The sequence below is a fragment of the Pedobacter cryoconitis genome, assembly GCF_003259615.1.
Taxonomy (GTDB): Bacteria; Bacteroidota; Bacteroidia; order Sphingobacteriales; family Sphingobacteriaceae; genus Pedobacter; species Pedobacter cryoconitis.
Window position 1 is genome coordinate 62,542 of record NZ_QLLR01000030.1, and the last position, 15,663, is coordinate 78,204.

The window sequence follows — 15,663 nt, forward strand, 5'->3', positions numbered from 1 at the left end:
CATTAATATATTTTTCTAAGCCCTAAAGCATTTAATACGGGTACACCTTCTATGGTCTTAAAGTCTAAAGTGATTCCTTTTCCACCTTGTACGGTAATCCTGGTCCTTTTCTTTACCGCTGTAGTATAGCCATAATCTGCTGCGAGGTTCAGGTTTTCCAGAAAGGTTTCTCCGTTAACACTTACTTTAAATATGCGTTGTTTGACTACTTCTTTTTGATGGTTATTATCTAAGTTATAAGCTAAAGCCTCTTTAGTTACGCCACCAATTAGTTCAGCGAAGTACAGAGAAAGCTCATATTCACCATCAGGCACGTCTAATTTGAATTGTTCAATTCCAACCTGCTGTGTTTGATAAACGGGGTCGCTATCAGTTTCCAGAATATTCTTATCACTTCCGTAAGACATTCTGTTGTTGGTCCCTTTAAAGGCTTCCCCACCTATATATCCCCAGCTGCCTTTTTTATAGGGCTGATCTGGCATCCAGATTTGATGTGTGGTTTCATCGATATAAAAGCGTTTTGCGCCCAATAAAACATTCATTTCTTTAAATGGAACATGCTGATCTGAGAATTTAAAAGGCTGCAGGGTAAAATCAACGTCAAGTTCATCACTGTGGGCTCCTGAGGTCACTTTCAGCTGATTGGAGCCATTCACAAACGGAACTTCCCAAGAACAAACGTGATCCACAGCATCTTTAACGCCTAAACTTTGTCCATTGATAAATAACTCAGCAGTTTTCAGATTTGTAGTCACCTGAATGGGCTGGGCAGCATATGATTTAGAAGAGTCAGCAGTCCCTGTTCTGATTTTCCACGTCCCTGAAGCTATTTTAAGGAATGGATTTTTCAGCAGATAGGCCTGATAAAGTAAATAAATATCTTTGGGTTCACGGCCTAAAGTCAGCAGTCCTTTATTGTTAATATGAGGCATGGTTTCTTCGCGGGTTTCAGAATTAAAATCGGCTAAGTTCCAAACCATGGCACCACTTACAAAAGGTCTTTTGATAATATCATTTAAATAAACCTGGTTAAATTTGATAGCGTATTCAACACTTTTATCAAATCTGACAGGTATAAAGGAACGGATACGCGGATCTGCATCTGCTCCGTATTCCGTAACCAGCATGGGTTTGCCGGCCAATTCCTGATGGTGACGGTCCAGGAATTTACCAAAGTCTTCAATATTACCTGAATACCAGCCAGAGTAAAGGTTCCATCCCACTATCATTGGGATTTGAGTTAACCCTATTTTATGATAGGCATCAAAGGAACCATGATTGGCTATCATTGTATATCTTGAAGGATCTTCTTTTCTGGTTAAGCTATCCAGTGTTTGCGCAAGGGTAACGATATGTTTAAAATAAGCTGCTTGCCTGGGTTTATCATCTGCAAATTTAGGACGCAATAAAATCTCATTCATATAAGCCCAGATCACCACACTTGGATGGTTAAAGTTCTGGCGAATCATTTCTACCTGCATGTTTTTACAGTTTTCAGTGAAAGCCACCGACTCTGTAATGGTATTGACAACAGGAATTTCTACAGAGGCCAGAATACCTAAACGGTCACAGGCTTCCAGTATCTGCGGGTCCTGAGGATAATGGGAAACTCTTAAAAAGTTCCCACCCATTTTTTTCAGCAATTCTACGTCTCTTATTTGCAGAGCATCAGGAACAGCATTTCCCATACCTTTATAGTCCTGATGACGGCTTGCACCTATTAATTTAACAGGTTCTCCGTTAAGGAAAAATCCTTTTTCAGCATCAAATTTAAACCAGCGAAAACCTAATGGATTAGATACCTGGTCTAAAACAGTTTTGGTTTTCAGATCAATGAGCTGAGTAATTACCCGGTATAAATAGGGGTTTTCCGCAGACCAGAGCTGAGGATTTTTGATGTTTTTAAAGTCTTGTACATAAGTACTTTTTTGATGTGCAGGTATGGTTAATGTAGCTATATTAGTCGCAACCACAACCCCATCAGCATTTGTTAAAGCTGTATGTACCTGAACTTTAACCGCTTCTGCCGAAGCATTCTCAATCAGGCTTTTCGCTTTTAAACTGGCCGTTTCTTTGGAAACATCCGGTGTGGTCAGATAAACGCCAGAGGTATTACCATGGTCATTTTTAGCAAAATGAACCGGCGCTGTGACCAGCAGGTCAACATTCCGGTAAATACCTCCGAAAAAGGTAAAATCGGCTGTTAATGGGGCAATGTCTTCATTGAAACGATTGGTTACTTTGACTTCTATTTCATCGTCCTTATAATTCAGAAAACTACTTACCGGAACAACGAACCTGGTATATCCACCGATATGACTTCCCGCCAGTTTTCCGTTCACATAAACTTCGGTTTCCTGGTTTGCACCATTAAACGCGAGGAAAACTTCTTTGTTTTTTACATCAGCATCCAGTTTGAGCTTTCTTTTATACCAGCCTGTACCGCGGTAATAACCGGGTTCATCGTCCATTACATCTGTTGCATTCCAGGTATGTGGAAGACTGAGGGTTTGCCAGTTTAGGTTCGGGGAAGGGCTTTGACTGCTTGATTGGTCTTTACTGAACTTCCATTGGTCATTTAAACTGATCAGCCTGGCTGGTTTATTTTGTGCGTAAGTTGTAGATGCGCCTAATAAAACGCAGGGTATCAGCAGTGTGATAAAGTGTCGGCAAGTATATTTCAAAATTCAGGGTTTAAATTACAATTCATTATTAATCCCGGATTAGTCTGTTGCTAACCCGGGATGTACATTTATTTTATTTCCAAAAAGCGTATGTAAGCTTGTGTAAAGGTTCCTACGGTATATTTTTCATTCGTATTTTTAATCAGGTCAAGTTCTATTTTCCTGGTTCCGGCAACGGTACTGTTCAGTACCTTAATATAAATGGTATCAACTAATGCTTTCGCCTGTGGAAAATTAAGTGAATATATCGCATTTACGGCTGTAATTGCATTTCCATTTTTATCAACCACGGTAAAGTCCTGCCCTGCAACGGCAGGATTTGTAATTCCTTTAGTCACGAATGTATATTGGGCCGCGGCATCATAGTCACGCACATAGGCGGAATAAAACTGAACCGGGAATTTCACCAGTTTAGTCTGTGTGCGGAGTACTGATTCTGTACTTGTATTATTCCAGGGCAGAAACCCGGCGTAGTAATAATTCTCATATTCCGGAAGACCTTTCTTTGAATTATCGTCATCCTTTTTACAGGCTGTAAAAACAATTGCTAAAAGTGCAAAAGCGGTTAAATATATAATTGTTCTATTCATGTTTTTAAGATTAATTCCAACCTGGATTCTGTACTACATTATTTCCACTCAATGATATTTCCTGCAATGGAACGGGATATAAGTAATCCCTTTTCGGATCGAAGGTTCTTTTGCTGGCATCTTCTACGACCAAAATTTTATCTGCATTCAGATTTAATGAGGCAGCAGTAGTCCCTACCCATTCTGTAACGTTGTATTTAGCACCGAGCAAAGCTTGCGGCAGAACAGTTTCTGCAATTTTCCAGCGCAATAAATCGTTGTAACGGAAACCTTCCAAACAGAGTTCCACAGTTCTTTCTCTCCTGATTTCTTCGCGCATGCTCAGGTTATTGGTCGTCACAAAGGCATTAGTTAATTTAACGGGCAAGCCTGCTCTTGTTCTTAAGGCATTCACCGTTAAGTTTAAGTCAGCGTCGCTGATCGCGCCATCCAGTTCATATTTTGCTTCTGCATAAATTAATAAGACTTCCGCATAACGAATAAGTGGTTTATGGACAGTTGCGTTATTATTTGTTGTCCAATCTGCCGAATTAAATCCCTTTTTTCCAGCAAAGGCAGATCTTGTCCCTAAGGAAGTTCCCGGAACCCAGGCTCTCTGATAAGATTGTTCGCCGCTTCTGTAAACTAAAGTAGTAATCCTTGGATCTCTGTTATCCAGCACAGTATTATAGCTTGTCTCGTCTTTTTCATTCACAAAAAAGGCAGATTTTTTAGTGGATGGCGTATTATCTGTATTGAAAGCTGGCAGACCATCTTTATACAAGAACATACGGATTAAGTTACGGGTAGGTGCAATTCTTCCGTTTTCCAGGTCACGTGAGGTATTGTGTGTTAATCCTAATGAGGCTGTTAAACCATATAGTTTTACAAAAACATTCTCTGTATTTCCAGCGCCTTCTCCATCATGGGTAAACATACCCTGGTAATTGGCGAAAAGAGTATGCCCCTGCCCCATTACTGAGGTTGCCGCTTGTACAGCAAGCTGAAGGTTTTGCTGATAGTTTGGCGTGTTAAAGAATTTCCCTCTTGTTCCTTCGTCTAAGGCAACTCTTGCTTTTAAAGCCCAGGCAGAACTTTTAGTCACCCGGCCATATTGCGCCGAAGCAAGCGCAGCTCTTGTTGGTAACCAAAGTGCTGCGTAATCCAGGTCATCGTAAATTGATTGTACAACTTTTGCACGTTCTGTACGTGGCATTGTTAGTTCCGGTGATTCAATAGTCAGCGTTTTCAGCAGCAAAGGCACGTCTCCGTACTTTTGAACTAAAGCTGCATAGGCATAGGCTCTGAAAAAACGGGCTTCTGCAAAATACCTGTTTTTGATCGCATCGGAAACTTGTGCTTTACCTGCTTTTTCCAGGATATTGTTTGCTGTAAAAATCTGCTTGTACGGAACTGCCCAGTCATCACTTGTACCTGCAACGCCACGGTTACCGTTACTGACTACATTTAAACCTGACTGATTTACGTTATCGTCTGCGCGATTGTCTACTGTATAACCTATCAGTTGCTGATACATTCTGTTTGAGGCATTGATTAAGTCATTTTCAGTGTTCCAGAACTGATCATCCGTGAAGGAAGTCTCTGGTAATCTGTCCAGCTTTTTACAGCTCAGGTTAAGTAACGTAACCATCAGAACAAGGATTAGTAGTATGTTATAATTTTTATAATTTGTCATTGCTACGTTTATTTAATGATAGTTTCCTTATAAAGTGATATTCAGTCCAACTGATACTGAACGGTAGAAAGGATAAGTTGACGCATTTACATTTTTGTCATTTCCTCCCAGTTCCGGGTCAAATACGCTCAATACTTTTGTTCTTTCGAACAAATCCTGTCCGGCGAAATACACTTTAAGGTTCTGAATATATTTCCTGTTCACTTTAAAAGTATAGCCTAGCTGAACAGTTTTCAGACGGATATAATTTCCATTCTGCACCCATTTATCAGAAGGTTTAAAATTATGTGCACTGGTTTGGTACATGCGCGGGAAAAAGGCATCCGGATTATCTGGTGTCCAGTGGTCCTCATGGATAGTCCATGGCATGTTTGAGGTTCCAAGTATTGGAGATAGTGTGTTTTCTTCAATCAGGAAGGAACGTTTCAGTACGCCCTGCAAAAACACAGAGAAATCAAATCCTTTCCAGGTTGCACCTAAGTCAATTCCAAAAGTATATCTCGGATTGGTGTTACCTAAGTAAACTAAATCACCTGGTTTCTCTGGTGTACCTCCGCCTGCATCAATAATCCCGCTGCCGTCCAGATCTTTGTATTTCACATCACCCGGCCCCGGGCTGGCAAAAAACGGATATTTTACTTTCGCTTTATAGGCATCGGCTTCTGCCTGGGTTTGGAAATAACCATCAGTTTTAAATCCCCAGATACTGTTCAAAGGGTATCCTTGCAGCAGGCCAACTCTGCCTCCTGAACCGATAGAGTTTTTACCGTCATATTTAGTCAGCTTGTTCTGATTGTCAGCAATACTGAAACCAATATGGTAGTCACCGTTTTTAAAAATGTCTCTCCATTTGATCTCGAGCTCCGAACCCCAGCTTTTTAATTCACCTACGTTACTACTTGGGATACCTACCCCGATAATGCTCGGCAAGTTTAAAGTGGCCAACATATTCTTATTATACTTTTGATAGTATTCAGCGGTAATGGTTAACCTGTTTTTAAATAAACTGGCATCAATACCGATATTACTTGATTCTACGGTTTCCCATGTTTTGTTCCTGGAGGCTAAGTCTTTTTGAAACAGGTATTGAGCTTTTGTACCATTAAAAACAAGGTTTGGCTGATCATTAATGGTTAGTCCGCTGGTAATTAAAGAAATATAATCATACAGCCCTAACACAGAACCGTTTCCTTGTTGTCCCCATGATCCGCGTATTTTCAGGTTGTCTACAAACCGGACATTCTCTTTAAAGAAGGGTTCTTCACTGATACGCCATCCGCCTGAGAATGCAGGGAATATCTGGAAGCGGTTATCCGGAGCTAAACGTGAACTACCGTCACGGCGCACTACGGCTTCGAAGAGATATTTTCCATCGTAGTTATAGTTAAATCTGCCGAAAAGAGAGCCAATTGCCCAGGTTTCGATTTTATCACTATTGGTTTTATTTGCAGGATCTCCAAAATTCAGACTGAAGAAGTCATTACTCACCATACTGGTTGCACTTGCTGAGTTTTCATCCTTACGGTATTGTTCGAATGAAGCACCACCCAACAGTTTAAAGTTATGTTTATCAGCAAGCTGCAGATCGTATGTAAACTGACCAGTCATGTTGTCCTGATACCCTTTATTCTTTGTCAAATCAAGCTGATTTGGCGTATTGATAGAATTCCTTATGGTATTGGTACTCCTGCCATACCAGATTAATGTTCTTTTCTCCGATCTCAGGTTATACATATCCTGGTTTCTGGAAGCTGATAAATCCAATGCCAGCCCTTTAACCACGTTTTTAATATTTAAACTGATTTTACCAGTAAAACTTTCATAACTAGTGGTTTTAACTCCTGCATTCTTCTGTATATCAATAGGGTTCAATTGCAAATCTCCATTATATTGCTGACCTGTTACATCTTCTGCTGGCGTAAAAACAGGTTGTCTTGTGCGTATACGGTATAACAAATCAATGATATTACCTGAATCATAGGAATTTTCATGAACGGTTGAATTCACATAACCGGCAATCAGACCTACACTTACATATTTGTTGATTTGTGAGTTTACGGACAGGCGTAAGTTTTGTCTGGAGTTATCATCTGGTCCATAGCGCATTACCCCGTCACGTTTAAAGTAAGATCCTGATAGCAGGTAATTTAATTCTTGCTTTCCGCCACCTACAGAAAGTGCATAGTTTTGTGAGGCATTCACTTTATCCATTCCTTCTTTAATCCAGTCTGTATTTCCGTAATAATCCCAGCGGTCTGCGGTTAAGTTCGGTCTGTAATTGAAGTTTGGATTTTTAAGCCATTCTACTTGTTCATCTGTAAATTCTCTTGCACCTGTTGCATTAAACCTGGCTTCATCAACCAATGCTTGTTCATCCCAGGAGTTTAAGCGTTTTGGTTGTCTTGCGGTAATGTTTAAACTGTAATTGTTACTGAAATTGATCCTTGTTTTACCACTTGTAGATTTTTTAGTGGTCACTAAAACTACTCCGCCTGCTGCTCTTGCGCCATAGATTGAGGCGGCGGCGGCATCTTTTAAGATAGAGATATTTTCAATGTCATCCGGATTTACCAAAGCGAGATCCATTTCTACTCCATCTACTAAAACCAGCGCTTTTGTATCATTGGCAGAAGAAAAACCACGGATACGCAGGTCGTAAGCTTCTGCGCCAGGTTTACCACTATTCCGGGTAATGGTCACTCCTGGTGAAACTCCCTGAAGGGCAGCAATCGCATTTGGAACTGGGCGGTTAGTTAATACGTCTCCGCTGATCTGAGCTACGGAACCGGTAAGATTTACTTTTTTCTGTGTACCATAACCTACAACAACGACTTCGTTAAGTCCTTGCGCATCTTCGTCTAAGGTTACATTAAGTGCTGATTTCCCGTTGAAGGAAAGTTCTTTAGGAAGGTAGCCTACAAAACTGAAAATAATTACGCCATTGGGGGTGGCTGAAGAGATACTGTACTGGCCATTCGTATTGGTGAATGAACCGATTTTGGTATTTTTAATTTTTACACTCACACCGGGCAATGGTAAGCCTTGAATGTCTTTCACTGTTCCTGTTATCTTTTGTTGTGCGCCCGCAGTGAGGGAAAGGCAGCAGCACAGCGAGATACAAAGAAAATAGCTGTAGAGTTTATCCATAATTTTTAAATATTTGGTTGGTTTGCTTGTTTAGCCCAATTTGTGGAATTGGAAATACTACTGATTTACTTATACAGAAACGGCTTGATGAATTGGAAGACTAGCGGATGGTACATAGAGATACTGACATCCCGGAGAGAGGTTTAGAGAATACGTCATATTATATTTGGTTTTTAGTTTGATTAGGAATTGAAATTAAACAACAGCAGTCTAAATGGTTTAAGCTAAATCAGCAAAAACGCCTTAAAGGCCGCTTTTTCATCATTTCAAGCGTTTGAAATAATTTGATTTTAATAGGCTTAATGATTAGAGCTGCGCTTTGAAAGGCTATTATAGAGGATTCAGCATGCAATATTTCAGCGTTTTATTTTTTTCCTTCAGGATGTAACTTAACGTGACTGCCTATGTCTTATTTATATAAATTAACGCATGGTCCTGGAAATTAAAAATCTCACAAAGAAATACAACAAACATAAAACGGGGCTTACAGACTATTCTATTACGCTCGAAAATGGAATTCTGGGTTTACTTGGGCCAAATGGTGCGGGTAAGTCTACGCTGATGAAAATTATTTCAACGATCAGCAAACCAACACAGGGAACTTTGTTTTTAGATGGTATTGATATAGTCAGAAATCCAGGCCACATCCGAAAAATCCTCGGTTATCTGCCTCAGGATTTTGGAGTTTATCCTAATTTGAATGCTTACGAATTTCTGAAATATATAGCTGCCATGAAAGGTGTTGGCGGCCGGGGTTTAAACCAGCGTATTGAAGTATTGCTGGAAGGTGTAAACTTAATGGCCGATGCAAAAAGACCAATCGGCACTTATTCTGGCGGGATGAAACAACGTATTGGTATTGCGCAGGCTTTACTGAACGATCCTAAGGTCCTGATCTTTGATGAGCCGACTGTGGGCCTTGATCCTGAAGAACGGGTAAGGTTTCGCCAGCTGATTACAGAGCTGGCAGATGATTGCATTATCATCCTTTCCTCACACATCGTATCAGATATTGAGACTATTGCAGATGAAGTGGCTGTGATGCAGGGCGGCAGGTTAATCACAAAAGGCAGTCAACAGGATATTATGAAACATGCAGAGAACAAAGTTTTTGAGGTTCTTGTAGCGCCTGCTTTAATGCCTGAGTTTAAAAGTAAATACAGCGTAATTGATACTTCAAGGCAACAGGATCAGGTACGTGTACGCTATATCAGTGAGCTGAATGCTACTGCCCCTTCCTCCACTCCTGTTAAAGCTGGTTTAGAGGATGCTTATTTATTTCTGACTCAAAGCAATGTTTAGCCTGTGAAAAATTTCTACAATCTCCTGCGGGCCGATTATTTACAACGCACGCGCAGTTATTCTTTTTTGATCACGCTGGTTTTCACGGTATATATGGCTTATTTATTTGTGCCGCTGCATTCAGCAAGTTATACGACGTTAAACGTTCCGGGGTTCAAGGGCGCTTATAATTCAGCATGGGCTGGTTATGTTTCGGCTATCATGACCACGGTGATGCTTTCTATGTATGGTTTTCTGCTGGTGAACAGCGGGATTAAAAAAGATATTGATACCGAGGTGGGGCTGATCATTGCCTGCACGCCAATTTCTGATTTTAGTTATCTGCTGAGCAAGATGTTAAGTAATTTAATGGTCCTGCTTACGATTGTATGCTGCACTTTTGTGGTGAGTATAATTATGTTCTTTATGCGTGGTTCGGGATATGCTTTTGTGCTCGCCAATTTCGTTGTGCCTTACCTGATATTAGCTGTTCCGGCGATGTTTTTAGTGGCTTCCCTGGCTGTTTTAGCGGAAGTGTTTCTGGGCAAAAAGAACGTGCTGCAGTTCCTGATTTACTTTATGCTGTTTGGGATAACCATGGCTGCTATTAATTCGCGGGGAGCAAACAACCTGATGACTTTAATTGATCCGTTTGGATTAAAAACGATAACCAGCAGCATTGCTCATGAAATTAGTTCTCAATTCCATACAGATATTCAAAACCCCTCATTTGGCTTTATCTTCAGTGGTCAGAAACCGTTTAAAGTTTTTATTTACGAAGGGATCCACTGGCAGCTGCCTTTCCTGATCAGCCGCTTATTATGGGTTGGAGTGAGTATACTGCTTGTTTATTTTTCCTCTTTCTTTTTTCACAGGTTTGATTTCAAACAGACTGCTGTTAGCAAGAAACCTGTAGCTGAAGTGAGGCAGACTAACGGGCCAAATCTGGCAGCTGCAGGAATCAACAGGAGTTTAATGCCTCCAGTAGTTACTGACTATAGTATTTTCCCTTTTGTAAAAACTGAATTGCTCTTGTTGATTAGAAAAGGGAACAAATGGTTTTGGCTGGTTAATATTGGTTTATGGTTGGCTATGTGTTTTGCTCCTTTAGCTATTGCACATGCTTATTTGCTGCCCGTTTTATGGTTTTTACAAGTAACACGCTGGTCAGATCTGGCGACTAAGGAGAAAACAAACAGGTTGCATTATTTCACTTTTGCAGCTTACAGGCCTTTGTTCAGAATATTACCTGCACAAATTTTATCTGGCGTTATTCTGGCAATCGCAATGGCCTTACCTCTGCTATTAAGGTATGCGATTGCAGCAGACCTATATTCGATTGTTAATCTTATAAATGGAGCGGTATTAGTCATTGTATTGGCTGTAGCTATCGGAATTATAACTGGCGGTAAAAAGTTATATGAGATTATATTCTTTATGCTCACTTATGCAGTAATCAATAAGCTGTCTTTTGCTGATTACCTGGGAAGCATGGTTCATGGTAACAGGATAGGTTATATAGTTATACTAACAGGGTTAAATGCAGCTGCTTTACTGCTCAGTTTTATGGTTAGAAGCTATCAGTCAAGGCATCTTTAGGATTATTTTTCTAGTGTGCGTTTCCGGTCGTCTGCTGTTCAGGAATGAACAGTACAATGGCTTTGTATTGGCAGAATAGTGGTTTAAAGCATATTATTAAGTAATTTACGGTTGGCATACTGTTAGCTAATCCAGGGAGAGATAACCATCATTCATATGTTCAAGTTAAATTTAAAAATCGCGTGGAGAAACCTTTGGAAAAACAGGGGTTATACTTTGATCAATATCCTGGGGCTTTCTATTGCAATGGCAAGTTGTATCCTCATTTTCATTTTTGTTCGTTATCAATTGAGTTTTGATGAGGGTTATAAAAATCAGGATAGAATTTACAGATTCATCACACATTGGAAATATAGCAGTTTCGAGGACGATACGCAGGGTGTACCTGTACCCTTAGCTGCTGCAGCGCGAAATGACCTGGCCGGAGTAGAAAAGGTTGCAACCATATCCATGAGCGATGGAATCATCCAGGTTAAAGATCAAAATGGAGCAGACAGAATAAAGACGGAAGAAGTTGTTCATTATGCGGAACCAGATTTCTTTGAGATTTTTGAGTTAGGCTGGTTAAATGGTAAGCCAGAGAAGGCTATCACCGAGCCGAATACCGTAGCTTTATCAGCAGAGACTGCAAAAAAGTATTTTGGAACCACAGAAAACGCGTTGGGAAAAACCATTTTGTTTCGCAATAAAACGAACCTGAAGGTTATGGGTGTATTTGAGGATATGCCTAAAAACAGTAGTCTGCCGCTAAAAATCATTATCAGTTATCAAAATTTCCCTCAAAAGAATAATAGAAGCTGGGATTCTGTGAGTTCACAAACTGAATGTTATGTGTTGTTGAAAAATGGTTTAGCAGCTGCTGCTTTAAAAGAGCCTTTAAGATTATTTAACAAAAAACATTATCAGGATAAAAAAATTGATGGTAATCAGACGAATGCCCTTCAAGGACTTAAAGAGATTCATTTCAGTGAGAAACAGGGCAATTTTGCAGATTTATCCATTGCTAAGCGTGAATTATATGGTCTGGGAACAATTGGTTTATTCTTAATTGTTACCGCCTGCATAAATTTTATTAACCTCACTACAGCACAATCTATTAATCGCTCAAAAGAAGTTGGCGTACGCAAGGTGCTGGGCAGTAAGCGGAAACAATTGATCGTTCAGTTTTTAACTGAAACTTTTACCGTCACCTTGATCGCATTGGTCTTTGCTTGCATTTTAACAGAATTAGCACTCCCGCAGCTGGAAAGTTTGTTTAAAGCCCAGATCTCCTTCAGCATTTTTGAACATCCTGTAATTTTTGTGTTCTTGATTGCCATGGCGGTAGTGGTAAGTCTGCTTGCTGGTTTTTATCCGGCATTAATCGTCTCAGGTTTTAGCCCGGCTTTAGCAATTAAAAATAAGATAACTGTAAACTCAGGAAATATGAGCTTGCGTAAAATTCTGGTTGTCGTGCAATTTTCAATCACCATTATTTTAATCATTGGAACATTGATTATTATGGAGCAGATGAATTATGTGCATCAGAAGCCACTGGGTTTTACGACCAATGCAATTACGATCATGAATGTTCCTGCGGATAGCCTGGCACAGACTAAATACAATACCTTTAAAGAAAGAGCGCTGCAGATAGGTGGTGTTCAAAGCTTTAGTTATTGTCAGCGCCCGCCACTTTCCAATGAAATGAGTACAAGCAGTTTCACTTTTAATGGACAGAAAAATGACGATTTCGAGCTTAGGCGTTCTTCAGCAGATGCTGATTATTTTAAAGTATTTGATCTGAAATTGATAGCCGGAAAAGTATTTTTAAATAGTGATACTGTAAATGGTTATGTGGTTAATGAAACCTTTCTGAAGAAGATGAGCATTATTAATCCGCAAGATGCACTTGGTAAAATAATCGATCAGAATAATGCTAAGATGCCGATTGTAGGCGTGGTTAAGGATTTCAATGACAGATCACTTCAGCAGAGTATTTCTCCGCTCATCATTTATCCGCAAAGGGATGCTTACTATATGGTTGCCATCAGGATGGATCAGGCCCAGCTGATGCCTGCAATGAAAGAAATAGAGGCTTTATGGAACAGTACTTTTCCTAATGGAATTTATAAGGCCAAATTTGTCAATGATGATGTAAACCGTTATTATCAAAGTGAGAAAATCATGGCTATTTTATTCCGGGTTTTTGCGGGGGTTATTATATTTATATCATTCATAGGGCTATTCGGATTAATTTCTTTCGTAGCTGCGCAGCGCACCAAAGAAGTTGCAATCAGGAAAGTATTGGGGGCATCAACTATCGAATTGGTCAGGATGCTCAATGGTTCATTTTTGCTGATGGTTTTCACGGCTAACCTGGTGGCATGGCCCGTGGCATATATCCTGGTTTCGAAATGGTTAGCTGGATTTTCGTATCGTGTAGAATTAGGCATATGGCCTTTTGCACTGGCTTTCTTTATCTCCATGATGATTACGTTGATTACAGTTAGTATCCGTTCGTACAGGGCGGCTGTCGCCAATACGATTGATGCGCTGAAATATGAATAATATTATTTTTTAAAATAATGAGTACGTATCATAATACCAATTGGTATATTTAAATCTCAAAAGCAGGTTTATATGAAAAATGATACTAATCAAATCAGGCAGGGCCTGATTGACCAGATAGGAAAAACAGTAACAAATTCTCCGTCGGCATTTATGTTATGGCTGGCTCCTGTGGTACGCGAGGTTGAACATGGCAGTATTACTTTTGAATACGTTGTCAGGGATGAAATGACCAATCCAATAGGTACATTGCATGGTGGTGTAACGGCTGCTATCATGGACGACATGATTGGTGCGACCATTATTAGTTTGGGGAGGGAACATTTTTATACGACGATCAATAACGTGATAGATTATTTCTCTACCGCAAAAGCCGGGGATATAATTACTGGTAAAACATTGGTTATTAAGGCCGGGCAACAGATTATCAATGTACAGTTTGAGTTATGGAATCTTAAAAAAAACCGGCTTCTGGCCAGGGGTTATTCTAATGCGTTAAAGACTGATCACAAAATAAATGGAGCATAAGAGGGTCAATTTGGTGATCTGTTTGTAAATTGAAGTTTAATCTTTTCTTTATGCGATGCCTCCTCTCCTGCTGTGTTTTATTATTTGCAATGATTTTTTCAAAGGCACAGACTCCTTTAAGTAAAGTTGAGTCGTATTCACGCCGTGTAGATCATGTGCTTGATTCTTGTATTCAAAAGAATTTCAATGGAGCGGTACTGATTGCTAAGCATGGAAAAATTGAATATTTGAGATATACTGGAATTGCTAACCGCCATTATGATATTAAGTTTTCGGAAAAAACAAGGTTTAAGATATTCTCTGTAACCAAAACTTTTACCGCAGTTTTAATTATGCAGTTGTATGAACAGGGAAAAATCAATCTTGATTCCACGATAGCTGCTTATTATCCGGCATATCAGGGTGAAGCGGCTAAAAAGGCTACTATCCGGAATCTTCTGACCTACAGCAGTGGCAGGGATACTAAAGATATGAGGGACATTTTGGAGGCTTATAGCAATGATATTTGGTCTGTGGATGAGTTTATTCAGAAGTTTTGTTCGGGGAAGCTGATCGATATTCCCGGCACTAAGTTTAATTACAGCAATGGAGATTATATTATCTTAGGTAAAATCATTGAAAATATATACAAGAAACCGTATGAGGAGGTTTTGAGAGAAAAGATACTAAAACCTCTTCATATGGAGCATACAGATTATTTGCATCATAACGATATTATTGCAGGCATAGACGAGGGTTATGCGAATGATGGTCCTGATACCACAAAGCTTCATATGCCGACTAATCATTATATAGATAATCATTTTTCTGCGGGGGCCATGTATTCGACACCGGAGGATTTATTGATTTTTGACCAGGCAATATTTAACCATAAGATATTGAAAAAGGAAACAGTTGATCTGATGCTGACTCCTTATGAAAACCTGGGCTCTGTAGCTATTGGCTTTTGGGTATACCCGAAAAAGTTTGGCAAGGTTAATACGCTTTTTGCAGAGAGACAGGGCGCTGGATATGGCCATAATGCGAATTGGGTACATTTAATTGATAAGGGATTAACTTTTATCTTATTATCAAATACGAATACGGTTGAGTTGAACAAGATGCAGTTGAGTGTGATTTCTGCTTATTTAGGAGAATAGTTAAGGATTGATTGAATGGTAAAATTCAGCGTGGTGTTAGATATTTTAGTGATAAAGTAGCCTGTTTTTCTTCGTTAAAGCACAAATCAATGGGATAATTGATAAATAAGACCGGTTTTATAGGGCAGAGATATAAAATGATGAAAATTATTGTAACTAAGATTCAACACTTTAGCAACAAAAATCAAAATATCCTGCTTTATTATCACTTAAAACGTATTTATTCAATTTAAAATTATACTTTTGCATCACTGAAAACGGAAACGTTTACAGTATTATTCTGAAAAGAATGATGATTCCGTAGCTCAGCTGGTAGAGCATTACACTTTTAATGTAGTGGTCCTGGGTTCGAATCCCAGCGGGATCACGAAAACCTCAATGAAAATTGAGGTTTTTTTGCGTTAAAGAATATTTCTACATCCTGCTACTTTCAACGGATCAAGCGGAATTCTTGGGGGGAAGGAAATAATTTC

General features: G+C 39.5%; 9 protein-coding genes and 1 tRNA gene. 6 read left to right on the plus strand and 4 right to left on the minus strand.

What is annotated here, in order from left to right; translation table 11 throughout:
* Positions 1 to 2: 2 nt before the first annotated feature.
* The 4 genes from LY11_RS21735 to LY11_RS21750 all read right to left on the minus strand — a co-directional run bounded on the left by LY11_RS21735 (position 3) and on the right by LY11_RS21750 (position 8,096).
* Complete coding sequence (locus LY11_RS21735) at positions 3 to 2,684, minus strand: glycoside hydrolase family 2 TIM barrel-domain containing protein (RefSeq protein WP_245952856.1); 2,682 nt, start codon at positions 2,682 to 2,684, stop codon at positions 3 to 5.
* Between the two features lie 68 nt (positions 2,685 to 2,752).
* On the minus strand, positions 2,753 to 3,274 hold the full coding sequence (locus tag LY11_RS21740; RefSeq protein WP_111635732.1) for a hypothetical protein: 522 nt from the start codon (positions 3,272 to 3,274) through the stop codon (positions 2,753 to 2,755).
* A 10-nt stretch (positions 3,275 to 3,284) separates the two neighbouring features.
* On the minus strand, positions 3,285 to 4,904 hold the full coding sequence (locus LY11_RS21745) for a RagB/SusD family nutrient uptake outer membrane protein (RefSeq protein ID WP_211321628.1): 1,620 nt from the start codon (positions 4,902 to 4,904) through the stop codon (positions 3,285 to 3,287).
* Between the two features lie 72 nt (positions 4,905 to 4,976).
* Complete coding sequence (locus tag LY11_RS21750; protein ID WP_111635734.1) at positions 4,977 to 8,096, minus strand: SusC/RagA family TonB-linked outer membrane protein; 3,120 nt, start codon at positions 8,094 to 8,096, stop codon at positions 4,977 to 4,979.
* Positions 8,097 to 8,525: 429 nt separating this feature from the next.
* Between LY11_RS21750 and LY11_RS21755 the strand changes: the two genes are divergently transcribed.
* The 6 genes from LY11_RS21755 (at position 8,526) to LY11_RS21780 (ending at position 15,557) form a co-directional block, all read left to right on the plus strand.
* Complete coding sequence (locus tag LY11_RS21755) at positions 8,526 to 9,398, plus strand: ABC transporter ATP-binding protein (protein WP_111635735.1); 873 nt, start codon at positions 8,526 to 8,528, stop codon at positions 9,396 to 9,398.
* 3 nt (positions 9,399 to 9,401) lie between these two features.
* Complete coding sequence (locus tag LY11_RS21760; protein ID WP_146610891.1) at positions 9,402 to 10,976, plus strand: hypothetical protein; 1,575 nt, start codon at positions 9,402 to 9,404, stop codon at positions 10,974 to 10,976.
* A 156-nt stretch (positions 10,977 to 11,132) separates the two neighbouring features.
* Complete coding sequence (locus LY11_RS21765) at positions 11,133 to 13,523, plus strand: ABC transporter permease (protein WP_111635737.1); 2,391 nt, start codon at positions 11,133 to 11,135, stop codon at positions 13,521 to 13,523.
* Positions 13,524 to 13,595: 72 nt separating this feature from the next.
* Positions 13,596 to 14,051 carry a PaaI family thioesterase gene (locus tag LY11_RS21770; protein ID WP_211321629.1) on the plus strand — a complete coding sequence of 152 codons (456 nt, stop codon included), beginning with the start codon at positions 13,596 to 13,598 and terminating at the stop codon, positions 14,049 to 14,051.
* Positions 14,052 to 14,140: 89 nt separating this feature from the next.
* Positions 14,141 to 15,190: a serine hydrolase domain-containing protein gene (locus tag LY11_RS21775; protein ID WP_211321630.1), complete on the plus strand. Its 1,050-nt coding sequence runs from the start codon at positions 14,141 to 14,143 to the stop codon at positions 15,188 to 15,190.
* Between the two features lie 294 nt (positions 15,191 to 15,484).
* Positions 15,485 to 15,557, plus strand: a tRNA-Lys gene (locus tag LY11_RS21780).
* Positions 15,558 to 15,663: the final 106 nt, after the last annotated feature.